Source organism: Yoonia sp. 208BN28-4, from assembly GCF_037543925.1.
In the GTDB taxonomy this organism is placed as follows: Bacteria; Pseudomonadota; Alphaproteobacteria; order Rhodobacterales; family Rhodobacteraceae; genus Yoonia.
The window spans coordinates 260,870-283,839 of sequence record NZ_JBBIFY010000001.1; the positions used below are offsets into that span (position 1 = coordinate 260,870).

Genomic DNA, 22,970 nt, shown 5'->3' on the forward strand with positions numbered 1-22,970 from the left:
GCAAGCCTGCGGGCCCATTAGGAGCATACCAATGCTGAAATTGCGAAAACTGTTCGGCAGTGGGTCTAAAGCGCCAGAGATCACACTTCCGGTTGATCTGCTCGACCCCGGTTTCGTCGCTGATCCGCACGCCACCTATGCATGGCTACGCGATAACGCGCCATTGGCGCCCGTGAAATCCGGCGGCTTTGTGATGACGCGACACGACGACATCAAGGCGATGCTGTCATCCAAGGCGCTGGGCAATGCCCCATCCCGCTTTTCCACGCTGCACGCACGTAATGCAGGCAAATACACCGCCGCAAGCCTTGCCGCGCATATCCCGCCGTTTCAGGACCAGCCGGACCACAAGCTGCCGCGTCAGGCGCTGACACGCAGTTTCCACGACACGTTCAAGGTATTTGCGCCCACGATACCTGATCGCGCTGCGGCAAAAATTGCGCAGGTCCAAACGCCTGACCGGATTGATCTGATTGACGACGCAGCACAGGATTTTGCCTGCCAAACGATCGCGGCCTTCGTCGGGTTAGAGGCAACAACTGCGCAGATCAAATCGGCCACCGCTGCATTCTTCCGGCTATTTGCTCCGGTTCAGGACGCTGCCATTTTTGAAAAGACCAATGCAGCGCTCGATGATGCGCGGGCGATGATGGCCGCGCACCTGACGGACGCTGATGATACGCTTGTGGCAGGCCTGCGCCGCTTTCAGTCCGACAACCCCGCCCTGTCGCAGCAACATATCGTCGATAATGCCCTGCTAGTTCTGGCCGACGGGGTCGAAAATATCGAGGCCGGGATCGCACAGGTCGCTATGGCTGATATTCAGGTGTCCGAAGACAACGTGCGGACAGTTTTGGCCAGCCAGACCCCCGCCCAGATTATCCCCCGCGTCTGCCGCGAGGCGTTTAGCATGCACGGTCACGATGTGGCTGTCGGCACGCCGGTTTTCCTCGCCCTGCAAAGTACCAACGCGCAAGAGCCGCTCACTTTTGGCGCGGGGCGGCACAGTTGCATCGGTGAACAGCTTGGCGTGGCGATGATCGCAGGATTTGCGCGCGCGTTACAGGACAGCGGCGCGGTTGTTGATGCCAGCGGCCTGCATTACGCCCCGATGTTCGGGCATCGCTGGCCGCGCGGCGTCAAGGTTCACTGGCCGACCTAGAACAGCTTTGGCAACACCAAGCGGTTCACACGGCCCCCGTCAGACTTACTGAAATCACAGATGCCCTGATCGGTGACAACGCATCGCAGCAGCATCGGCAGTCTTTTGTCGGGAAACGTCGTGCGAAGGGTCAGCGTCACGCTTTGACCCGGCATGACGGTTTGCTCCAGATCGTGGTAGCCGATGTTATATTGGCGCGGATAGTTGTCAAAGTTGAACGCATGTACCGCCAGACTGATCCCGCTTTCGGACGTTGGCCCCCAAGGCAATGCGCTCCGGTTTTGCACGTCAAAGATCACGTCAAACTGCTCTCCCGCACCAACAAAGCGCCGAGTTTTGATCCGTAACCGCGCGTGATGCAGCGTCCCGCGATCTGCGAATGGCACAGAGTGCGAGGTGAATGGCGTAAACTGGTGGTCACCCGTGACCACATCGCGCAACCGGTTGGCGATATGCGCAAGGCTTTGGGCGTTCAGATGGTGAACGCTGTCGATGTTCACAGCATTCGCGCCAACCGGATGTAACAGCCCGAAAGCAAGTTCTGGGCGCTGATAGAACACGGCGGCGCTAAACCGGATATCGCGACTGAAAATGTGAAAAACCGGATAGGCAGTGGGGCGCTTGAACCAATAATCCCCGCTGATAAAACATCTGATTTCGCGGCCCGCCGCGACAAGCCTGTCGGCCACCAGTTCCATGATCCGGCCACCGTCACAAAAGCCGCCAATCACCAGCGGTCCATCAGGCGCGATCTGCGCAATTTCGGCGACATAGGTATCGGCCAGCAAAGCACGATCGGCATCGTTACGTCCGGGAAACCGCGCCGTGGGCAGCATGGTGTAGATCGGGTGCGCAAAGCCCAGCGCCTCTTGCAGGGCAAGCCCCTCATCGCTGCCGGTGCCGCACCAGAAAATCGGTTGCGCATCGCCAGCCGTGCCAAGACTGCGGATGATCCCGCCATCAAGCGTGGGCGACCCCGGCCAACCCGCCATCATGCGCCGCACGTAACCCAATATTGGCGCCTCGTCCGACTGCACCGTTGCAGCGGTCGGGAGATGTGCAATGACACCGCCAAATGTGGGATGGTTGAACAGGATGTTCGGGTCCAGCCGTGTGCCCAGCTTCTTTTCGACCGCCAGAATAAAGGTCGTCGCTGACAGGCTATCGCCGCCGGCATCAAAGAAATCAGTGTCTGCACCAGGGGTTTTTGCGTTAAGCGTGTCTGCCCAAATTCCCGCCACGACCAGCGCTGTGCCTGTCCATGTCGTCTCTGCTTCCGCTGTGTCAGTTTCGGTTTCAGCCGCGCGGATCAGCGCCAGTTTGTCGACCTTGCCGCCGCCAAGTCGCGGCAATGCAGCCCGGATGTCGATGGTGCGCGGCAATTTGTAGTGCGCAAGGTTGGTCCGCAAATGCGCCATGATCTGATCGGCAGGCAGATGGGAAACAACGCTTAGCCCCGGCTGTTCGCCAAGTGTCGGATGCGCAAGCGGGTAGGACGCGGCCTCGGTCACACCATCAAGCGACAACGCGACCCGCTCGATCTCAAGCGGTGAGATTTTCTCACCACCCTGATTGATCATCTCTTTCTTGCGGCCTGTCAGGAAAAGATATCCGTCGTCGTCAAACCGGCCCAGATCACCGGTGCGGAACCAGTTGTTGAAGAATGCCTCGCCCTTGTCTTGCCCTTCGTAGCCGTCAAAAACCGTGTCACCGCGCACGCACACCTCACCCTCGCGCCCAGCGGGCAGCTTGCCACCATGCGCATCAAGGATCGCCACCTCGGGTCCAGCGACAAGGCCAACGCTGGTTGCGCGAGATTGCGCGGGCGGGCGGGGGTTGGAACATATCTGCCCCGCGGTTTCTGTCATTCCGTACATTTGGATAAGCGGCGTGCCAAAGGCCTGTTCTGCCCGATGCTGAAGGTCCGCAGACAGATCAGCCGACACCATTCTGATGAAATCAAGATCGCGCCCCATGCGCTGCAACGTTGCAGCGTCACAATCAGCAAGGCATCGGGTCAACATGGTCGGCACAAGCTGCATCCAAGTGACCTGATGCGCCGTGACTGCTGCTGACAAATCAGCTGGGCCGCGCCCCGCGCAGACCACGGTGCTGCCGCCTGATAAAAGCGGCACCAACAGCAGGTCCACCACAGCGCCAATGTGGAACATCGGCAAGGCGTGCAAGGCACGATCATCCGGGCCCAGTGATAGGGTCGCGATGATGTTGTGCGCAGAGGCCAGCATCGCCTCGGGGCTGATCCGCACCATTTTGGGCAGGCCTGTCGATCCTGATGTCAGCAACGTTAGCCCGACATCGTGCTGACCATCGGCCCGTGATGCCACCTTTGGCGCACGACGGGCCATCATATCTGCCAATGCCACAACCGGCACATCCCCCAGCGCGGCCACGCGCCGCGCCTGATCGCTGTCACCGTCCGCAACCAAGAGATCAACATGGGCCCGCTGCACAAGCGCGGCTAGTTCACCGTCTGTCAGGCTCGGGTTCAGCGGCATAAGCGAATGATGCGCGGCCACAGCAAGCTGGAACAACGCTGTGTCCGCGGTATCAGGCAGCAAGGTCGCCACGCGATGGGACGACGTCAAACCTGCTGCGGCACAGGACGCGGTGATATCCTCCAGCCGCGTCATGACCTTAGCGTAGGTTACGATGCCGCCATCTTCACCGATCACAGCGGGAGCGTCGGGTGTCAGCACGCTGGCGTCGCGCAGTGCGACCATGATGGGTGACGTATTGGTCATCAGGTCATTTGACCCAAGACCGCCGCATCCCGCAACTTTTATTGCTAAACGGTTTTAACCGTCGAACCGCTCAGATGCTGCCCCGACATAGCTGTCCCACGCAAACCAATACGCGATATGCCCCGCCACACGCGCAAGCTGCGTGCCATCGGGACCGATCAGCGCGGCCTCTGTCACCTGCCACGTGGTGCCGTCATTTGCCGCAAGCCCGCCATCCGATTGCTGGAATTGCAAGGCGCCACGTTCATAGGCGCGCACACTGCGGGTATCGGGATCACCGATCAGAACCAGCGGTGTGTCCAGCATCCCGTCGTTGATAATTCTTCGATCAGTAAAGGCTTGCAGCGGCCACGCCTTGGACCCGCCAAACTGGCGCACGCCGAACACATAGTCCTTTTGGCGGGCATCTGTCTCATCGACCAAGGCAGGGAACATCAGGTCTGGCGATGCAAAGTAATCGTTATAGACCACACCAGAGCCATAGTCGCGGCGATGTCCGGTCTCAAGCGACAGCACGCGGCTGTCAGGATGTGCCGATGACCAGTTGGCCCAAGTGTCGATCGCCACAGGCCGCTGCGACAGGGTAATCCCGCTTCCAACCAACGGCCCGACCACAGGTTCGCCCGTGAACTGGTTCCAAAGGGAATTGGTGGCGCGATCAAACATCAGTTTATTGGACCGGTACAGAAAGCCCGATGATCCGAAAACCAGCGGTGCTGCGCGCCCCGGCACTTGCGTCTCAAAAAGGATGCCAGAGCCGCACAGCGTGCAATACGCCAGCGCCACTGGCACGCCGCCGATCACCTCGTTGAACATTTCGTGCCAGCCCATAATTCGCAGGGGGTAGGCACGGGTATCGCCGTTAATCGACACCCCAAAGACCAGATCATCGGGACGCAAGTAATCTGCCTCGGCCACAGGGATCAGGTCAGGATTGTCCAGCGACGGAATGCCATCAACGCGCACACCGCCCCAGACGATCTCTTCGATGCGGATCTTCATGACGTCGGGTTGCAGATTGGCATCGTTCAGAAACACGTCAAAACCGCGATCAATCCGCAGGTGAACCTCGCGCATCAGACGGGCATAAGTGGGATGCGGCACGACCTCCGGATGGGCCTCTTGCCAGAGCATCCAGTCAAACCACGTATCGGCACGACCTTCGCCGGTGATAGCGGCAAGCGTTTGGGAAATCTCTTCACGGTCCAGCGCACTGACCCGCATCGCAAGGATCAGACCTGCCGCTAAATCCGCATCGCCCCGCGCCGCGATTTCATCCAGCGCGACCCTCCCGCGATCAGGTGTGGCAAACACGACGTTCCATTGCAGTTGGAACAACGGATCGGTCTGCGCCAGCACATGCGAGGCGGGCAGCACCAGCGTCAGCGCGGCAGCACTGCCCAGAAGGGCGCGTCGGGTGGTCATCATGGATGTAACCTTTCATTCAGTTGCCCCGTGATAGCGCAAAAGCGCCTCACGCCGCGTTCAACCCCTCGTGAGTGTTGCCGCAGCGGGGCAAAGACCGTATCTGACCTATTAAACAACCGAGGACACGCGCATGGCCAACCATCTTTACCAGAACGATTTGCCCGACGGGCTGGACCTTGGACCGATCGTCGCCATTGATTGCGAAACGATGGGCCTGAACCCGCATCGCGACCGCCTGTGCCTCATCCAGATGAGCGGCGGCGACGGCGATTGCCATCTGGTTCAGGTGTCCATGGGCCAGACCGAAGCGCCTAATCTGGTGGCGATGCTGGAAAACCCGGACATTCTCAAGCTGTTTCACTTTGGCCGGTTTGATATCGCCGCCCTGCTGAAAACCTTTGGCGCGGTGACCACGCCGGTTTACTGCACCAAGATCGCATCCAAACTGGTGCGCACCTTTACAGACCGCCACGGGCTGAAGCACCTGCTGCACGAATTGGTCGGCGTTGATATCTCTAAGCATCAGCAGCAATCCGATTGGGGTGCCGAGACACTGACGACAGCACAGCTGGATTACGCGGCCTCTGACGTGCTTTATCTGCATAAGCTGCGCGATGCCCTGAATGAAAAGCTGGAGCGTGAAAACCGGATGGACATGGCACGGGCCTGTTTCCAGTTCCTGCCAATGCGGGCCGGACTTGATGTGGCGGGTTGGCCCGACCAAGACATTTTCGCGCACTGATGGCGTCCTATCTCGACACTGCGCGCCGCGTGATCCGGCAAGAGGCCGAGGCGTTGACGGCACTGGCTGATGGGCTGGGCGACGGGTTTGCCGAAACGGTCGGGATCATTCTAGCGGCACAGGGGCGTGTGATTGTGTCGGGCATGGGCAAATCCGGCCACATTGCCCGCAAGATTGCGGCAACGCTGGCCTCAACAGGCACACCAGCGCAATTCGTCCACCCCGCCGAGGCAAGCCATGGTGATCTGGGAATGGTCACCACAGGTGACGTGGTTCTTGCCCTGTCCAATTCGGGCGAAGCGCCAGAACTGGCGCATCTGGTGGCCTACACGCGCCGCTTTGACATCCCATTGATCGCGCTGACCAGTCGCGCTGACAGCACGTTAGGAAGCCAGTCAGACATCCGCCTGAACATCCCCCAGTTGGGCGAGGCATGCGGCACAGGTGTGGTGCCAACGGTATCAACCACCATGTCGCTGGCCGTCGGTGACGCCCTTGCTATTGCCCTGATGGAAGCACGCAACTTCACGCCGGAAAACTTCCGCGATTTTCATCCCGGCGGCAAGCTGGGGGCGCAACTGTCGCGGGTCGGTGACCTGATGCACACCGGCGATGCGATCCCACTGGTGGGTGAAGCCACCCCGATGAGCGATGTGCTTTTGACCATCAGCCAGAAGGGGTTCGGCGTCGCGGCGGTGCTGAATGACAACCATCGTCTGGTAGGCGTTGTCACCGATGGCGACCTGCGCCGTCACATGGACGGATTGCTTGATCGCACCGCAGGCGAGGTGATGACCGCAAATCCAGTCACAACCGGCCCCGATATGCTTGCCGAGGCGGCGGTCGCACAGATGCAGGGTAAAATCACCTGTCTGTTTGTCGTTGATCCTGCCGGATCTGATCGTGTGGTTGGTGTCCTGCATATCCACGACTGCCTACGCGCTGGCGTCGTGTGACGGCGACCATGGTGCGGGACAACTTTCATTCGCAACTGGTCGTCTGGGCCAAAATCATCTTGCCGCTCTCCGCGCTGGCGCTTTTATCGACGCTCTTCCTGTTTGCTCGCGCCCCGTCAGAAGAACCTGCGATCCCCATCAGTGACATTGCCGCGATTGCCCGCGATCAAAGCATTTCTGCGCCGCGCTTTTCAGGCGTCGCCGATGACGGGTCAATCGTATCCATCGCGGCCCGCAATGCCCGCCCCGACCCCGCCAAACCAAGCGAGGTCGTCGTGGATGCGCTGTCACTGTCGCTTGATGCGCCCGATGGCAGCCGCGTCGATGTGACGTCAGGTGCCAGTATTATCGACACGATGCAGAACACCGCCCTGCTGGAAGGGCTTGCACGGCTGACCACATCCAGCGGCTATGTGATGGAAACCAATGGACTGCGCGCCGATTTGAATACCGGCATTATTACATCCGATGGCGCGCTAGAAATTCAGGCCCCTTATGGCGAACTGACCGCTGGCCGGATCAGGATCGCCGTCACATCAGACGGAGAGGGGCAGCAGATGCTGTTCACAGATGGCGTCCGCCTGCTATACACCCCTAATAATTTGGCGAGAGGTATTTCAGAATGATCCGGCTTATTGCCCTTTTCGCCATCATGGCGCTGCCTGCAACGGCACAAACCAAAATTGATCTGGGCGGCCTGACCGTTGATCCCAGCGCCGAGGTTGAAGTGTCCGCCGACAGCCTGTCTGTGGATCAGGATACCGGCACGGCGCAATTTACCGGCAATGTGGTGGTTGGCCAAGGCGACCTGCGCATGGCGGCAGGCGCGATCCGCGTGGTCTATGACGATGCAACAGGCGATATCGGACAACTGCTTGCGTCGGGCGGCGTCACATTCGTGACCGCGACAGAGGCGGCAGAGGCCGACAGCGCCGACTATAACATTACAAACGGAACGCTGACATTATCCGGCAACGTGCTGCTGACCCAAGGGCCAAGCGCTCTGTCGGCTGATCGTATGGTGATCAACGTGGCCGATGGCACGGCCCGCATGGACGGACGTGTGCGCACGGTATTCAGTCAGGGCAACAACTGATGGACGGCGGTCCCGACCTGACAGTGCAGGACGGTGATGTCGGCCTGAAGATCCTGAACCTGCGCAAAAGCTACCGTAAACGCCTCGTGATCCGCGATGTCAGCATGGAGCTGGGCCGCGGCGAGGTGGTGGCACTGCTGGGGCCAAACGGCTCTGGCAAGACCACCTGCTTTTATTCCATCGCTGGATTGGTCACGCCCGAGGGCGGTCAGGTGGTGATTGACGGGCGCGATGTCACGACCCTGCCGATGTATCGCCGTGCCAAGCTGGGCATCGGATACCTGCCGCAGGAAATGTCGATCTTTCGCGGATTGTCGGTCGAGGACAACATCAAAGCCATTCTTGAGATCGCTGTTGATGATCCGGTCAAACGCCGCGAACGGCTAGAAGAATTGCTGTCGGAATTTTCCATCGAACACCTGCGCCGTGCACCTGCGCTGGCCTTGTCAGGGGGGGAAAGGCGGCGCGCCGAGATTGCGCGCTGTCTTGCCGCAGGGCCAAAATATGTCCTGCTGGACGAACCCTTTGCTGGTGTTGATCCGATTGCCGTGGGCGAGATCAGACATCTGGTGGCCGACCTGAAAAACCGTGGCATCGGCGTGCTGATTACCGATCACAACGTGCAGGAAACCCTGCAAATCGTCGACCGCGCCTACATCTTGCACGACGGCAAAGTTTTGATGAGCGGCACCACCGACGAAGTCGTGCGCAACGACGATGTGCGCCGCGTCTATCTGGGTCAGGGTTTCCGCGTAAACTGACCCTCCCATGTCATCGTTAATACCTTCATCATTGACAATCAGCTAGGATCGTCGCCAAATGATGGGGATGATGGACTTGGTTCTTTCGACACGCACCGCGCTGGCAACTTTGCCGGAGGGTGATCTTAAACCGTTAAGAAACAAGCTGTTATCATTTACCTCAATATGCAGGACAGCCCGCTAAGGCGGGTGTGCGGCCAATTGCGCCGCACTGCAAACACGTCAAAGAAGGAGACGCAATGCGGTATCAAATCAGTGGTAAGCAAATCGACATTGGTGAGGCACTTCAAACCCATGTGCGCGAGGAATTGGGCGAAACGGTCAACAAATATTCCGGCCGACCGACAGAGGCCTATGTGGTCTTTTCCAAGTCCGGCCACGAGTTTGTTTGCGAGGCTGTTGTGCATTTGTCGACCGGTCTGACAGCGCAGGCCAAGGCGCATGCCACTGAAATCTATGCCGCTTTTGACGGATGCTGCGAAAAGATGGACAAACAGCTGCGCCGATACAAGCGCAGGTTGAAAGATCACCATAAGGAACGATCACAACCAGTTGAACTTAGCGACGCAGGGTCCTATATCCTCGCTCCATCAGACGAGTCGGGGGAAGCCGAGCAAGACACAGTCAACGCCATGATCATCGCAGAAACGGAAAGCAAAATTCCGTCTTTGTCGGTAGGAGAGGCTGTCATGCAAATGGAACTCGCTGACGCGCCAGTGTTGGTATTCACCAATGAAAAGAGCAGTAGCATCAACGTCGTTTACCGGCGTGAAGACGGAAATATTGGGTGGATCGATCCTCGGAAGGCGGGGTGATGCCGCCGCTGGAAGGCAGGAAAAATGGATCTCTCTATGATACTTAAAGCTGACGCCGTTAAGGTGACTGCATCCTGTTCCAGCAAGAAACGCCTGTTCCACGATCTGGGCGACGTCGCGGAGGCCAGCTATGGTTTCCGCGCCGCCGATGTGATTGATGCTCTGGTCGAACGCGAGGGTCTTGGCCCGACAGGGGTGGGGCATGGTATTGCCCTTCCCCACGCCCGCATGGACGATGTTGATAAGGTCAGCGGCGTTTTCCTGCGCCTTGAAAAGCCGATTGAATTTGATGCGGTCGATCGCCTGCCCGTTGATCTGATATTCTGCCTGCTGGCCCCGACGAACGCCGGCGTTGAGCACCTCAAGGCGCTGGCGCTGGTGTCACGCACCATGCGCGATCCGGCCATTCAGGCAAAGCTGCGGGCCAACACGGACCCCAGCACGCTGCACACAATCCTGACAGAACTGAACGCGATCCAAGCCGCCTAGGGCTGATAATCGCCAAAGCCGAACGCGGTATAGTCGCGGGCGTAAGCCGCGCGCGCTGCCGCTTCGATCTCTGCATCACAAATCTGGGCAAGACGGTCGGCATGCGGGTCTGTGCCCGCTGGGATACCCGGCATTGTCTCGTGACCGATCTGGCTGGCCAGAATTGCAAGGTCTTGCTGCATCCGGTCTTCTCTCACGATCAAATCGGGTAGGCCAAAGCCCGCAAACCCCTGCATCACGGCAAGTTGGCTGGCCCACGCAGGATCAACACGCACGGCCGTTTGCGCAGACAGATTGTTCTTTAGAAAACCCAGAAACGACAGAAAAGCCGTGCGATGATCGGCGATGCCATAGCGGCTGTCGGTCTCGGGCTCTGGCGCGTAATCGGGGATCGGAAGCTTGTGAACCTTGCGCAGCGTCTGCCGGATTTCAGGAAAACTGTCTTTGCGCATCGCAAGAATTTTGTCGCAGAACGCCGCGTGCGCCCGCGCAACAGGATGGCGGATCACGGTGAAACTACGATGTCCCGGAGTATCATCAAGCCAGTCGCGCAGTGCGTTCTGGTTCATGCCGGTGCGCAGCATATCTGCGGTCTTGCCGTCCAGCTGTGCCAGCCAGTTGCGTGTCACATCCTCCGGCCCGGATTTGATCGGCAGATAGAGCAGCGGGCTATCGACAGCAGCGACAAAGCTAGGGGTATTGGGCCCGCGCCGTGGTTCGAAATTCGGGGTGCGGCTTAGGTTGAACCGGTCCAGCCGCGCCAAGGACAATTCCATGTCAGCAAAGTTCGTCACCTTGTCCTGCATCGGTGCGGGATTTTGCTTTTTCAACTGTTTGTCGAGCGCCGTTATCCGCGCATCAGTGCCCAAAAACATGGCTATGCCGTTCATAATATCGACGTCTTGCAGGTCTTCATAGGCCACGTAAAACGCGGTCTGGCCTGTCTTTTGTAGCCCGTTCAACAGGCGCACCTGAAAGGCTTGCAATCCTTCAAGATGGGCCTCGAATTCAGCGAGATCAAAGGTGATCTGCTGGCTGCGGGCGTTTTTGACGTTGGTCAGCTTCCACTGCCCCGTGGCCTGCGCGATCTTCCAGCTGACAAAGCTGTCGACCGGATTGCGGGTGAGAATAATCTTGGCACAACGCGGGTCGTTCAGGATCGTGTTAAAGACGCGCGGGTCATGGTCGTTGAAATAACGAAACCCGCCCATACCATCGGTTTTCGTCTTGATCGTCTCAAGCAGATGTAGCGGTTTGGCGTCACGTTCGGGCTGGCTGACGCCCAGAATATTGTCCTTATTGGGATACCCGATAAACGCGGCGTTGAACGCCTCACCATGACAGGTCAGCCCGTCAAACAGGTTCAGGTTCGCCTCAAGGAAATTGGACCCCGTGCGCATTTCGGCAAAAACAACAAAGTAATCAAAACGGCTCATGGTCTAGCGCACCAGATAGGGTTTGCGCTTGGTCGGGGCTTTGAAACTGGCGTTTCGATCGACCGGAAAATCACCCATCAGATAGGGGTGCATGCCTTGGTTTTTCAGATTTTGCAGGAACTGGCCAAAGCCTTGAAGATCATGCATGCGCGGTGCCTCGGTCAAATGTGGGCCAGACTTTCCTGACATTTCATCCACCACCATTTGCAGCACTTCCATCGGGCTTTCGATAAAGTCGGCCATCGTCCATATCCGCACCCGCGCCTTTGTGTCGGGTGACCGCAGCAAATTGAGGTGTTCATTTTCAATGATCTGAAGGCGCGCTGCCTCCTGCCGCAAGTCAGCGAAATCACGGTTGGACCGGAACAGCGTGACCGCCCATGCCCCCGATATGATGGCAAGCGTAGCGTTGTGGTCGCGGGCAATCACATCGCGGATCGGTTGGGTATCCATCGGCCCGAACTGGAAGCCCTGCCTTTCGCCGCGCGTGTTCCAGATCAGGTTGGTCAGAAACATCTGCGGATTGTAGTCCCGCAAGCTGGCGCTGTCAGACAAGGCCCCCTGAAAATGGGTCTGACCGCCGTCGAACATGACGCGATTGGGATCAAACAGATGCCCGTGCACACGCGCGCCAGACGCTTTGGCCAGCCACGGTTCATAGTTCTCAAACAGTTCCGAGAACCCCTGAAACACCGAATAGGGCGATGAGGTGATCCCGTTTTCGCGGTAGCGGTTTGGAAAGCGGCTTTGCATATAAAGACCGGGCCTGCCCCGCGTGCGTCTGTCCACTGCTTTGGAAAAGATGCGGTCAATTTTGCCGGGGTTTGGTTCTGTCCCTTTCATCGGGGACACTTCGTCATTCAGAAATGTCTGATAAAGTCGGTTCGCATGGGGCCAGATTTTGCGCGCAACAAAGCAGTCGGACCGCCGCAAAAGCTGTAGGTGATCATCGTAGAAAATATGCGGCTTTCCTTGAAAATCGAACTTTGACAGGGTCAACGATCTGCTTTCGATGTTGGGCGAATAGAGCCGCACCAGCGTCTGGAAATAGCTTTCGTCCGGAATCCAGACGCGCCGGAAATACGCGTCATAGGTTTTGCGGGCAGGATCTTGCAGGATCGCAGACAGCGTTTGCCGTGTCAGACACCACCATTGCGACCCCATATGCGGCACGATCCCGTCAGGGATGCGTCGCTTGAAACGGATACGTCGCTGGAAATTCACGTAGGCATCAAACAGGAAGCGCCGTTTGCGCCACGAGAACGGGAACCGCAGGGTAAAGCGTTCACGGTCCAGCCCACCAACCGTCCAAGGCACCTCGGACGTGGTGGCGCTTTCGATGAAGTCGGTGCGCGGGCGGCTGTCGAGGTAGCGGCGCAATTCCTTTACAGGGCGCAGCGGCAGACACGACCCAGATGCCAGATAGACGTGTCGGACCTTTGGAAAGGCGCGCAGCATCATCTCGGACGCATCCTGCGTGGCCGCAACAAGGCCCCACATGCCCCATTCGCAGCGATGTCGGGTCGAAAACCTGACGTTCTCAAGGTCGGTGAGATTGCCGACAAAAGCCTGATAGGTCCGGTCACCCACGCCCTTGTCCACATGCACGACGACTGGGCAACCGCCAGCGACCCAGTGACGGATCACCTGTTCGGCACGGTCCAGCGCCGTGTGTACAAGGATGACGACACCAACGGTCATGCCCAGTTTCCTTTGGACATGATCCCCAGAATCTCAAGCTGGCGCCAGTTGATGTATTTCTCGCTCCATTTGCACCACAGATCGGGGTTGTCCTTGATCCCTTCGACGTAGGCTTTGTATTCGTCGCTTTCGGCATAATGTTCGCCGCGGGCCAGTTCCTCTTGCGCCTTTACCGCGAAGGTATTGAGGAATTTGGTGTGCAACAGCGCGCCAGAGGCTTTTTCACCGCCCATATCGTCATAGACCAGGTTAAGCCCGCGTGGCAGCAACATATGGGTTGAGCTGACGTAGGCGAAACGCTTGTCCCACTTCACCAGCGGTATCTTGTTGAGCGCAGGCGCTTTCTTGGGCTGGTTGGGGAAAAAGACACGGGCGCGTGGCCCGCCTTGTATCCATAGGTTCCGATAACGCGGGTTGCGGGAAATCGTGTAGTTGCCCGCATCAAACCACGCAGCGATATCCATCGGATCGGTATTGCGTTCATAGGGCGTGTCGTTGATCGGTCCCTTGGGATACATATCCAGCATGACCGCGCCAAATGACCGGATGTTTGAGCTATCAAGCCAATCGGTCAACGCCCTGACAGATCTGGTATCGCAGAACGGATAAACAAAGAATTCGTCGGGGTCGACCGTCAGGCACCAGTGTTTGTCGCCATAGCGCCGCTGCAACCATGTCAGCCAGTCCACGCCAAAGCGGGCATCCTTGTAGCTGGCCGCAGTTGTCCAAATTGACACGTCGGGTTGGCTGGCTGCAAATTCTCGACCACCATCACTGCTGTCGTTATCGACGAACAGAAAATGGTTCACACCCAGATTGCGGTAGTATTGCAGAAAGTAGTGCAATCGCACCTCTTCATTGCGGAACGTGCAGAACAGTAGCACATCACCGGGTCTGATCTGATTGGTGCGATCCTGCACGGGCGTCAGTTCGCGCCGCTTGCGCATGGCGCGCACCTGCCAGCGCTTGCGCTGCAATCTCATCCGGTATGATGCGAGTGCACCCAACTGCGATCCCTTCGTCCAGCATGTGGCGTCTGGTTACGACAGCAAGCTTAACGACAGCTTGCAATCGGCAACACTGATTGCCGTAATGGAAACGATGAATAGTGATCGTTGCGGTTTTAGCAACAGTTTCAAGGTGTTTGGCGCCCTGATTCAGTCCGTCCAGTCGCCTTTTGACATCAGCCCCAACGCTTCCAGTTGTGCGGGTCCGGTGTAGCGAACCGATCCATCATACCACAGGTCGGGGTCGTCGATCAGGTTTTGGTAATATGTCGTATAAAGACTGCTGTTTTCGAAATGCTGGCGGCGCTCCAACTCCTCGGCGGATTTGGCAGCGATTGTGTTCAGAAATTTGGTGTGCAGCAGCACGCCAGACGGTTGCGACACCCCTTGCGCCACAAAAACGCGGTTCAGGCGGCGCGGCAGCATGTGGTGGGTGGACGTGACATAAGCGTAACCACGCCGCCAATCGACCAAAGGCAACTTGTTCAGCGTTGGCGCTCGTTCGGGACGCGCGGCAAAGAAAACACGGTCCCGCACGCCGCCTTGTATCCAGAGACTGCCAAATCGAGTGTTGGGCTTGTGCCTGATCTGCGGGTCAAACCACGGGATGGCCGTGGTTGGGTCCTGTCCGGCCTCATATGGCGCCTGTGACAACCGGCCTTTCGGATACATATCCAGCATGACAGCCCCGAATGACGATATCCCGTTGCCGCTTAGCCATTTTGTCAGCGCGGATAAGTCATGCGTCTCACTATTTGGAAAAACCAGCAGCTCATCCGCATCCACCGTCAGCGCCCAATGCCCATGCGCATGCTTGCGTTGCAGCCATGTCAGCCAGTCCATCCCGAAGCGCGACAGCTTGTAGCTATTGGGCGTTGACCACACAGACACATCCGTCTGCTCAGCCAGCAATTCGGCAGTGCCATCATCGCTTGCGTTATCAACAATCAGGAAATGCCGGACGCCAAGCTTGCGGTAGTGATCCAGCCAGTACGATAAACGCAACGCCTCGTTCCGCACTGTGGCAAAGCACAGGATTTCATCAGGGCCGATCTGCGAGGTGCGATCATGGACCGCTGTCAGTTGTCGGGATTTCCGCCATGCCCGCAGCAAAAACCGGCGGCGTTTGATGCGCAGCCGGTATGCGTCCCATGCGCGGGCGATCATCCGTCTATTGCGCGGCGTTCTGCATGGACACCATCTGTGTCATGTAGTCATGCAGTTCATCGCGCAGTTCAGGACGGGCCAGCGCAAACGCCACAGTCGCCTGCAAGAAGCCCGCCTTTGATCCGCAATCGAAACGCTGCCCGGAAAAGCGGAAGCCATGCACATCGCGACCCTGATTGATCTCTTCAGCGATGGCATCGGTCAGCTGCAGTTCGCCGCCTGCGCCTTTTTCGATCTTGTTGAAATTGTTCAGCACCTTTGGCGACAGGATATAGCGACCGATGACGGCAAGATTTGACGGGGCAGTGCCGGGGGCAGGTTTTTCCACCATGCCGCGCACGGAAACCGTGTTGCCCTTGTCCTGCGCGACATCAAGCACGCCATAAGACGACGCCTTGTCAGGGGCGACCTCCATTGCCGCGACCATCGAGCCGCCTGTTTCTTCGTAGGCTTCGACCATCTGCTGCAAGCACGGCTTTTCGGCGGCGATCACATCATCGGGCAGGATCACGGCAAAAGGTTCGTTGGCGATCAGGCGGCGGGCACACCAGACGGCATGACCAAGGCCCAGTGCCTTATGCTGGCGGATATAGGCAATCGCGCCGCTATCCATGTTGGTTTCTTTCAAAGTCTCCAGCAGGTCGGTCTTGCCGGACTTGCGCAAAGACGCCTCAAGATCCGGGGCGTGGTCGAAGTAGTCCTCCAAAGCGCCTTTGCCGCGTGACGTGACAAAGATGAATTCCTTGATGCCTGCCGCACGGGCCTCGTCAATCGCGTATTGGATCAGCGGGCGATCGACCAATGTCATGATCTCTTTTGGCACGGATTTTGTTGCCGGCAAAAAGCGCGTGCCCAATCCGGCAACCGGAAAAATCGCTTTGGTGACTTTGGTCTTCATGGTCTGCCCCTCAAACAGTCAATTCTTGCGCCACGGCCGGTCATGAAACACTCTTCAGCGGCGGCGCTGATTGATCACGATTTAGAAACAACAATATGGTCGCTTTATGGCGCTGCAACGCTGATAATCTGACATCGCGCAAAAACGTTCACGGTGAAAAGTTGCGATATGACCTCATTGTGCCACATCGGCTGGAGGTTTCCAAAGCTTTCGGGGTCAGTCCTGACCCATTTCAACTAGCATCGCCTCAATTTTGGGCAGGTCCTCTGGATTATTCAGCTCCCAGAACTGACGATTGTTTGATTGCACCTCAACGCAAAGCATCGACACGCCGCGCTCCAGAAACCGCAACTGCTCAAGGCCTTCAAGCTGCTCAAGCGGTCCCGCGTCCCAGCCGGTGTAGGCCGCCAGCGCGTCGGGCCGGTAGGCATAGACCCCCACATGGTGAAACACCGGCGTCTGTGCATCGTCGGCGTGGTCCTGACCGGTATAAGGAATGACCTCTTTCGAGAAATACAGCGCGTTGTGATTGGCACCAAAAACCGCCGTTGTTCCACCCACACGGCCTGCAGCCCGATCATCGCGCAGCCCGCGCAGGGCGCGCCCTTCGGTGCGAAGCACGGGCGTTGCGACACGCGCATCGGGATTGGCATCCAATCCAGCAATCAGATCTTCGACAAACCATGCGGGCGTCAAAGGTGCGTCGCCTTGCAGGTTCACAACCATGTCGTATCCACTGCCCAGCGCCGTCAGTGCCGCAGCACAACGTTCGGTGCCATTGCGGCAGCTTTCAGGTGTCATCACCACCTCTGCGCCGAAACTCTCCGCGGCATCCTTGATCCGCTTATCGTCGGTGGCGACAATAACGCGGTCCACGCCTTTGACAGACATCGCTGCGTCCCACGACCGACGGATCAGACTTTTGGCAACACCGCTGGCGCCCGTGATCTCAACAAGCGGTTTGCCCGGATAACGGGTTGAGGCATAGCGCGCGGGGATGACAAGAAGGACAGACATCAGGGCAACTTCAGCTCAACGCCGGGGGCGTAGGCGATAAAGAACGGGTTGGCGAACGTGTCCTTGCCATAGCGCAGCGGCGTGTGATCATCGAAACGGACAACCTCGCCCCCCGCTCCTGTCAGCACGGCGTGGCCCGCAGCGGTATCCCATTCCATCGTGCGCCCGACACGGGGGTAGATATCAGCCTCACCCGTCGCAATGAGGCAAAACTTGAGCGACGACCCCGCGCTTTTGCTGTCAGCCACATTATATTTGTTGATGTAGTCATCGGTGGCCTGATCGCGGTGCGACTTTGATGCGACGACCAGAAGGGCGGAATTGTCAGAGTTAGACACTGAAATCGGCGTGGTCGGGCCAACCGCTTCCTTGGCAAAATCGCCTGTTTCCTCAACCGACTGTCCGTCAGCCGTGGTATAAAACAGGCGGCCTTTCGCAGGGGCATAGACGATCCCGCGCACCGGAACACCGTCTACGACATAGCCGATATTCACCGTGAAATCGCCACGCCGTTTGATGAATTCCTTGGTGCCATCCAGCGGGTCAACGATCAGGAAGGTCGAGGCCGATACGCCGTGCGTGGCCGCCTGTTCTTCGGTCACAAGAGCGACATCGGGAAACGCCGTGCGCAGACCCGCGCTGATTATCACATCTGCTGCCTCGTCCGCGGCAGTCACAGGGCTGTCGTCGCTTTTGGAGCGCACGTCGAAGTCAGGGCTGTCGTAGATTTCCATAATCTTGTCGCCTGCCTCAAGCGACAGACGGCGCATCACCTGCGTCAGCTTATCAAAATCCATAGTTTTGCCCTTATTTCGTGCGATGCGCAGTCCGCGACACACAGCCACGTTAATTGAATTTGCAACTTGGCCCCCTTATGATGGGGGGATAGGCGTTGGGCAAGATTTTCGTGTACGCTTTGATAACAGCCCGAAAATCAAGGGCATGACGGCAGGACTGACCACCGATGTTTCAGGTTCAAACCCGCAGAACCAACGCCCGCACGGCGTTCACGATTGCAGAGCTGATCTATCACTCTGTGGTGCGTGACCTGCGCAAAGACCATCGCAATGCGCTGATGGGTCTGGCAATGAACATGTTCCAGACCGTTGCCTTTGTCATGACGTTCTACGGCATGTTCCTGATGCTTGGCATGCGCGGTGCGGCGATCCGTGGGGATTTCCTGCTTTATATCATGTCGGGCATCTTCATGTTTATGACTCACACTAAGGCGATGGGCGCTGTGGTGGGGTCTGAAGGGCCGGCATCGCCGATGATGCAACACGCGCCGATGACCACCTTTATTGCCATCGTCGCGGCGGCGCTGTCATCGCTTTATATTCAGGTGTTGTCGTTGCTGGTGATCCTGTTCATCTACCACGTCGCGTTTAATCCGGTGGTGATCGACAATCCGATTGGCGCGCTGGGCATGTTGATGACCGCTTGGATGTCCGGTGTTGGCGTGGGCCTAGTGTTTCTAGCGATCAAGCCGTGGTCGCCCGACTTTTCGCGCATCGGCACCAGCGTCTATGGCCGTGTGAACATGATCGCCTCGGGCAAGATGTTCGTGGCCAACGCCCTACCCCATTCCATGCTGGTCCTGTTCGACTGGAACCCGCTTTTCCATATTGTCGACCAGACACGCGGCTATGTCTTTTTGCATTACAATCCTCATTTCACCTCGTCCTCTTATCCTGTCTACATCGGGCTTGGCCTGATCATGATCGGTCTGATGGGCGAATTTTACACGCGTAAGAACGCATCCCTTTCATGGAACGCAGGACGATGATCAGATTTTTCATTCTTATTCTTTCCCTTTTCGCCAGCCCCGCATTTGCACAAGGTTTTCCCGACGCTTTCATCACCCGTGATGTGCCGTCCGATGACCGCCTCAATATCCGGGCCGAACCTTCGGCCAGCGCGCCGATTATTGGTGACTACTATGCCTTCACCACCAATATCGAAGTGCTGCGCACCTCCAGCGATGGCAAGTGGGGCATGGTCGGCATTGGAGAACGTAACGGCTGGGTATCCATGCGCTATCTTGAGCGGTCCAACCACAATGAACCGCACCGCTTTCCCCGTCCAATCTCTTGTTCGGGGACAGAGCCGTTCTGGAACCTGAATGTCACGATGCGCGGTGACGAATACTCTGAAATGGGGATGGACCGTCGCGACCTGAACATGATCTCGGACAGCGGTGCGCCAAACGGCGGGATCGCTGTGTTCGAGGAAGGCCCGACACTGAACCGCACCCTGATCGTGCAGCGCGGTTATTGCGGTGACGGCATGAGCGACCGTGAGTTCGGTTGGAAAGCCACGCTCTTTACCGAAGCGCCCGATGGAAACTACGCGCAATCAGGTTGCTGCACGTTGGACGCAAACAACTGATCCGTGACTTTGCGATGAAGCGGCTTAGGTGTCGTGGATGACGAAGATTGCGCGCTACACGCCGCCACCACAGGAACTGGTACAGGCGCTGCATGATGGTTTGGCGCGGGCGGGTCAGACGCTGTCAGACAATGATCTGCGCAACTTCCTGTTCGCCGCGCATGACGACGCGGGCGCCATGATCGGCGGGTGCAGGGGAGAGATCGCCTTCCGCTCTGCCCGCGTATCAGAGCTTTGGGTGAGCGAGGCTGCGCGCGGCCAAGGGCTGGGCGGCACGTTGTTACAAGCCGCCGAAGCACACGCGCGGGATCACGATTGCATCCGTATTCACATCGAAACCCGCAACGAAGGCGCGCGTAGGCTTTACGAACGGCAAGGCTATCGCATTTTTGGCGAGCTTACGCATTACGACGGTGAGCAGTCGTTCTACTACATGGAAAAACGGTTGCCGCCCGCTGCAGAAACGGGCTAGCTATCGCTTGTCTGGCGACATCCACAGTTTGCGCCCGTTCGGCACCACCGAGCGGCCCTTTTGAGATAACTGAACTGGATTGACCATGACCGACCACACCACACGCCCCCTGACCGCCGCCGATATTCCCGCTCTCAAAGCGATACTTGATGCAACAGAACTGTTCCCCTCTGACATGCTGGAGGCAATGGTGGCGGGCTATCTGGATAAGGTGGACCACGATCTTTGGCTTGTCAGCGAGGCTGGCGGCATTGTCACTGGATTTGCCTATAGCGAGCCGGAGCGCATGACAGATCGCACCTGGAACCTGCTGGCTTTAGCCGTGTCGCCCGACCATCAAAAACGGGGGATCGGTGCCACGTTGATTGATGCCACAAGGGCGGCGCTCAAGGCAAAGAACGTGCGAATGCTGATGATCGAAACCGCCGACATTCTCGAATTCGAAGGACAACGCGCCTTTTACCAGCGCATGGGATTGGCGCAGGTCGCCCATATCCCTGAATACTATGAAGCGGGCGTTGGCAAAGTCAGCTTTGCCCAGCAATTAAACTAAGACACGAACGCTCAAAAATCTTGCATTTTGTCGCATGATGCAGGGTTGCACAGGTTGCAGCCCCGCAACCCCATCCCTATATACGCCAAGATCAATGATTACGGGCCTAAACCCATGATCAGACTCATGAAACTGGTGCGGATGCCAAAACGGGTTCGCGCTGCTCAAACCGCCTAAAGTAAAGGGATTTGATACTATGGCTAAAGTCATCGGAATTGACCTCGGGACCACCAACTCCTGCATCGCGATTATGGACGGCGCCAAGCCGCGGGTCGTTGAAAATGCCGAAGGTGCCCGCACAACACCATCCATCGTGGCCTTCACAGACGACGAGCGTCTGGTCGGCCAACCTGCAAAGCGTCAGGCGGTCACGAACCCCGAAAACACAATCTTTGCCGTCAAGCGCCTGATCGGCCGTAACGTCAACGACAAGGCACTGGCCAAAGACAAAAAGAACATGCCGTTCAACGTCATCGACGGTGGCAACGGTGCTGCTTGGGTTGAAGCAAAGGGTGAGAAATACTCCCCTAGCCAGATCTCGGCCTTCATCCTTGGTAAGATGAAAGAAACCGCTGAGAGCTATCTTGGCGAAGAAGTGACACAGGCCGTCATCACAGTGCCTGCCTACTTCAACGACCAGCAGCGTCAGGCGACCAAAGACGCCGGTAAAATCGCGGGCCTTGAAGTACTGCGCATCATCAACGAGCCGACAGCGGCCGCGTTGGCCTACGGTCTGGACAAAGAGAACACACAAACCATCGCGGTCTATGACCTTGGTGGTGGTACATTCGACGTGACCATCCTCGAGATCGACGACGGCCTGTTCGAAGTGAAATCCACCAATGGTGACACGTTCCTTGGTGGTGAAGACTTCGACATGCGCATCGTCAGCTACCTTGCTGACGAGTTCAAGAAAGAGCACTCCGTCGATCTGACCAAAGACAAGATGGCGCTGCAGCGTCTGAAGGAAGCTGCCGAGAAAGCGAAGATCGAACTTTCGTCGTCCTCCTCGACCGAGATCAACCAGCCGTTCATCTCTATGGGTTCCAACGGTGCGCCGTTGCACATGGTGATGAAGCTGACCCGCGCCAAGCTGGAGAGCCTTGTGTCCGACCTGATCAAAGCGTCGATCAAGCCATGTCAGGCTGCGTTGAAAGACGCCGGTCTGTCCAAGGATGACATCGACGAGGTTGTTCTGGTCGGCGGTATGACCCGCATGCCAAAGGTGCAGGAAGAAGTTGAAAAGTTCTTCGGCAAGAAGCCGCACCAGGGCGTGAACCCAGACGAAGTGGTTGCCATGGGTGCCGCCATTCAGGCCGGTGTTCTGCAAGGCGACGTGAAAGACGTTGTTCTGCTTGACGTGACACCGCTGTCGCTGGGTATTGAGACGCTCGGTGGTGTGTTCACACGCCTGATCGACCGTAACACAACGATCCCGACGAAGAAGTCTCAGGTCTTCTCGACTGCCGAGGACAACCAGAACGCCGTGACACTGCGCGTGTTCCAAGGTGAGCGTGAGATGGCTGCCGACAACAAGATGTTGGGCCAGTTCAACCTTGAGGACATTCCGCCAGCGCCACGCGGCCTGCCACAGATCGAAGTGACCTTCGACATCGACGCCAACGGCATCGTGTCCGTGGGCGCCAAAGACAAGGGCACCGGCAAAGAGCAGAACATCACGATCCAGGCCTCTGGTGGTCTGTCGGATGACGATATCGAAGCAATGGTGCGCGACGCCGAAGAGAACGCGGAGGCCGATAAAGAGCGCCGCGAGATGGTCGACGCTCGCAACCAAGCCGAGAGCCTGATCCACTCGACCGAGAAGTCCTTGGAAGAGCACAAGGAAAAGGTTGATCCGACAACCGTGGAAGCCATCGAGTTGGCGATTGCCGCGCTTAAGGATGATCTTGAGAACGAGGACAGCTCTGCCGAGAAGATCAAGTCTGGCGTTCAGAACGTCACCGAATCCGCCATGAAGCTGGGCGAGGCGATCTACAAAGCCTCTGCCGAGGAAGAAGGCGAAGCCGAGCCGAAAGCAGCAGACGAGGGTGGCGACGATGACATCCTTGACGCCGATTTCGAAGATCTGGACGGCGACAAGCGCGACTAAGGCCTGAGCC

22 protein-coding genes are annotated in these 22,970 nt (G+C 57.8%); 13 read left to right on the forward strand and 9 right to left on the reverse strand.

Features of this window, described 5'->3' with window-relative positions; all coding sequences use genetic code 11:
* Window positions 1-31 precede the first annotated feature (31 nt).
* Window positions 32-1,162, forward strand: a complete 1,131-nt coding sequence (locus tag V8J84_RS01275) for a cytochrome P450 (RefSeq protein ID WP_339927773.1) — start codon at window positions 32-34, stop codon at window positions 1,160-1,162.
* Here V8J84_RS01275 and V8J84_RS01280 read toward each other — a convergent pair.
* Together V8J84_RS01280 and V8J84_RS01285 are read right to left on the reverse strand one after the other, a co-directional pair.
* On the reverse strand, window positions 1,159-3,924 hold the full coding sequence (locus V8J84_RS01280; RefSeq protein WP_339927774.1) for an AMP-binding protein: 2,766 nt from the start codon (window positions 3,922-3,924) through the stop codon (window positions 1,159-1,161). The two genes, V8J84_RS01275 and V8J84_RS01280, sit on opposite strands and share 4 nt — an antisense overlap.
* Before the next feature lie 54 nt (window positions 3,925-3,978).
* Complete coding sequence (locus V8J84_RS01285) at window positions 3,979-5,352, reverse strand: DUF3179 domain-containing protein (protein ID WP_339927775.1); 1,374 nt, start codon at window positions 5,350-5,352, stop codon at window positions 3,979-3,981.
* A 130-nt stretch (window positions 5,353-5,482) separates the two neighbouring features.
* On the opposite strand from V8J84_RS01285, the gene V8J84_RS01290 reads away from it, so the two are divergent.
* The 7 genes from V8J84_RS01290 to V8J84_RS01320 all read left to right on the forward strand — a co-directional run bounded on the left by V8J84_RS01290 (window position 5,483) and on the right by V8J84_RS01320 (window position 10,211).
* On the forward strand, window positions 5,483-6,094 hold the full coding sequence (locus tag V8J84_RS01290) for a ribonuclease D (protein WP_339927776.1): 612 nt from the start codon (window positions 5,483-5,485) through the stop codon (window positions 6,092-6,094).
* Entirely contained in the window at window positions 6,094-7,050 is a 957-nt protein-coding gene (locus tag V8J84_RS01295) for a KpsF/GutQ family sugar-phosphate isomerase (protein ID WP_339927778.1), read from the forward strand. The genes V8J84_RS01290 and V8J84_RS01295 overlap by 1 nt, the downstream gene beginning before the upstream one ends.
* Window positions 7,047-7,676 (forward strand): hypothetical protein, encoded by a 630-nt coding sequence (locus tag V8J84_RS01300; protein ID WP_339927780.1) that lies wholly within the window; start codon window positions 7,047-7,049, stop codon window positions 7,674-7,676. Before V8J84_RS01295 ends, V8J84_RS01300 begins: the two co-directional genes overlap by 4 nt.
* A complete protein-coding gene (locus V8J84_RS01305) occupies window positions 7,673-8,146 on the forward strand; it encodes an LptA/OstA family protein (protein ID WP_339927782.1) in 474 nt (157 codons plus the stop codon). Before V8J84_RS01300 ends, V8J84_RS01305 begins: the two co-directional genes overlap by 4 nt.
* Complete coding sequence (gene lptB / locus V8J84_RS01310) at window positions 8,146-8,907, forward strand: LPS export ABC transporter ATP-binding protein (protein WP_339927784.1); 762 nt, start codon at window positions 8,146-8,148, stop codon at window positions 8,905-8,907. The genes V8J84_RS01305 and lptB overlap by 1 nt, the downstream gene beginning before the upstream one ends.
* A gap of 239 nt (window positions 8,908-9,146) precedes the next feature.
* Window positions 9,147-9,722 carry a ribosome hibernation-promoting factor, HPF/YfiA family gene (hpf, locus tag V8J84_RS01315; RefSeq protein ID WP_339929048.1) on the forward strand — a complete coding sequence of 192 codons (576 nt, stop codon included), beginning with the start codon at window positions 9,147-9,149 and terminating at the stop codon, window positions 9,720-9,722.
* Window positions 9,723-9,746: 24 nt separating this feature from the next.
* A complete protein-coding gene (locus V8J84_RS01320; RefSeq protein ID WP_339927785.1) occupies window positions 9,747-10,211 on the forward strand; it encodes a PTS sugar transporter subunit IIA in 465 nt (154 codons plus the stop codon).
* Here V8J84_RS01320 and V8J84_RS01325 read toward each other — a convergent pair.
* The 7 genes from V8J84_RS01325 to cysQ form a co-directional block, all read right to left on the reverse strand.
* Window positions 10,208-11,647: a sulfotransferase family 2 domain-containing protein gene (locus tag V8J84_RS01325; RefSeq protein WP_339927786.1), complete on the reverse strand. Its 1,440-nt coding sequence runs from the start codon at window positions 11,645-11,647 to the stop codon at window positions 10,208-10,210. The two genes, V8J84_RS01320 and V8J84_RS01325, sit on opposite strands and share 4 nt — an antisense overlap.
* A 3-nt stretch (window positions 11,648-11,650) precedes the next feature.
* Window positions 11,651-13,348, reverse strand: coding sequence for a DUF5927 domain-containing protein (locus V8J84_RS01330; protein WP_339927787.1), 1,698 nt, complete (start codon window positions 13,346-13,348; stop codon window positions 11,651-11,653).
* Complete coding sequence (locus V8J84_RS01335; RefSeq protein ID WP_339929050.1) at window positions 13,345-14,331, reverse strand: glycosyltransferase family 2 protein; 987 nt, start codon at window positions 14,329-14,331, stop codon at window positions 13,345-13,347. The genes V8J84_RS01330 and V8J84_RS01335 overlap by 4 nt, the downstream gene beginning before the upstream one ends.
* A gap of 174 nt (window positions 14,332-14,505) precedes the next feature.
* Window positions 14,506-15,522 (reverse strand): glycosyltransferase family 2 protein, encoded by a 1,017-nt coding sequence (locus tag V8J84_RS01340; protein ID WP_339927789.1) that lies wholly within the window; start codon window positions 15,520-15,522, stop codon window positions 14,506-14,508.
* A 4-nt stretch (window positions 15,523-15,526) separates the two neighbouring features.
* Window positions 15,527-16,420, reverse strand: coding sequence for a UTP--glucose-1-phosphate uridylyltransferase GalU (gene galU / locus V8J84_RS01345; RefSeq protein WP_339927790.1), 894 nt, complete (start codon window positions 16,418-16,420; stop codon window positions 15,527-15,529).
* Between the two features lie 216 nt (window positions 16,421-16,636).
* Window positions 16,637-17,437, reverse strand: coding sequence for a 3-deoxy-manno-octulosonate cytidylyltransferase (locus tag V8J84_RS01350; RefSeq protein WP_339927791.1), 801 nt, complete (start codon window positions 17,435-17,437; stop codon window positions 16,637-16,639).
* Window positions 17,437-18,234, reverse strand: coding sequence for a 3'(2'),5'-bisphosphate nucleotidase CysQ (gene cysQ, locus V8J84_RS01355; RefSeq protein ID WP_339927792.1), 798 nt, complete (start codon window positions 18,232-18,234; stop codon window positions 17,437-17,439). Before cysQ ends, V8J84_RS01350 begins: the two co-directional genes overlap by 1 nt.
* 167 nt (window positions 18,235-18,401) lie before the next feature.
* Between cysQ and V8J84_RS01360 the strand changes: the two genes are divergently transcribed.
* From V8J84_RS01360 to dnaK, 5 genes are all read left to right on the forward strand, one after another.
* Window positions 18,402-19,223 carry an ABC transporter permease gene (locus tag V8J84_RS01360; RefSeq protein WP_339927794.1) on the forward strand — a complete coding sequence of 274 codons (822 nt, stop codon included), beginning with the start codon at window positions 18,402-18,404 and terminating at the stop codon, window positions 19,221-19,223.
* The gene (locus V8J84_RS01365) at window positions 19,220-19,825 is read left to right on the forward strand and encodes a hypothetical protein (protein WP_339927796.1); all 606 of its coding nucleotides are present in this window, start codon (window positions 19,220-19,222) and stop codon (window positions 19,823-19,825) included. Before V8J84_RS01360 ends, V8J84_RS01365 begins: the two co-directional genes overlap by 4 nt.
* A gap of 37 nt (window positions 19,826-19,862) precedes the next feature.
* On the forward strand, window positions 19,863-20,297 hold the full coding sequence (locus V8J84_RS01370; protein ID WP_339927798.1) for a GNAT family N-acetyltransferase: 435 nt from the start codon (window positions 19,863-19,865) through the stop codon (window positions 20,295-20,297).
* A gap of 85 nt (window positions 20,298-20,382) precedes the next feature.
* The gene (locus V8J84_RS01375) at window positions 20,383-20,850 is read left to right on the forward strand and encodes a GNAT family N-acetyltransferase (RefSeq protein ID WP_339927800.1); all 468 of its coding nucleotides are present in this window, start codon (window positions 20,383-20,385) and stop codon (window positions 20,848-20,850) included.
* Window positions 20,851-21,046: 196 nt separating this feature from the next.
* The gene (dnaK, locus tag V8J84_RS01380; RefSeq protein WP_339927801.1) at window positions 21,047-22,960 is read left to right on the forward strand and encodes a molecular chaperone DnaK; all 1,914 of its coding nucleotides are present in this window, start codon (window positions 21,047-21,049) and stop codon (window positions 22,958-22,960) included.
* Window positions 22,961-22,970 lie beyond the last annotated feature (10 nt).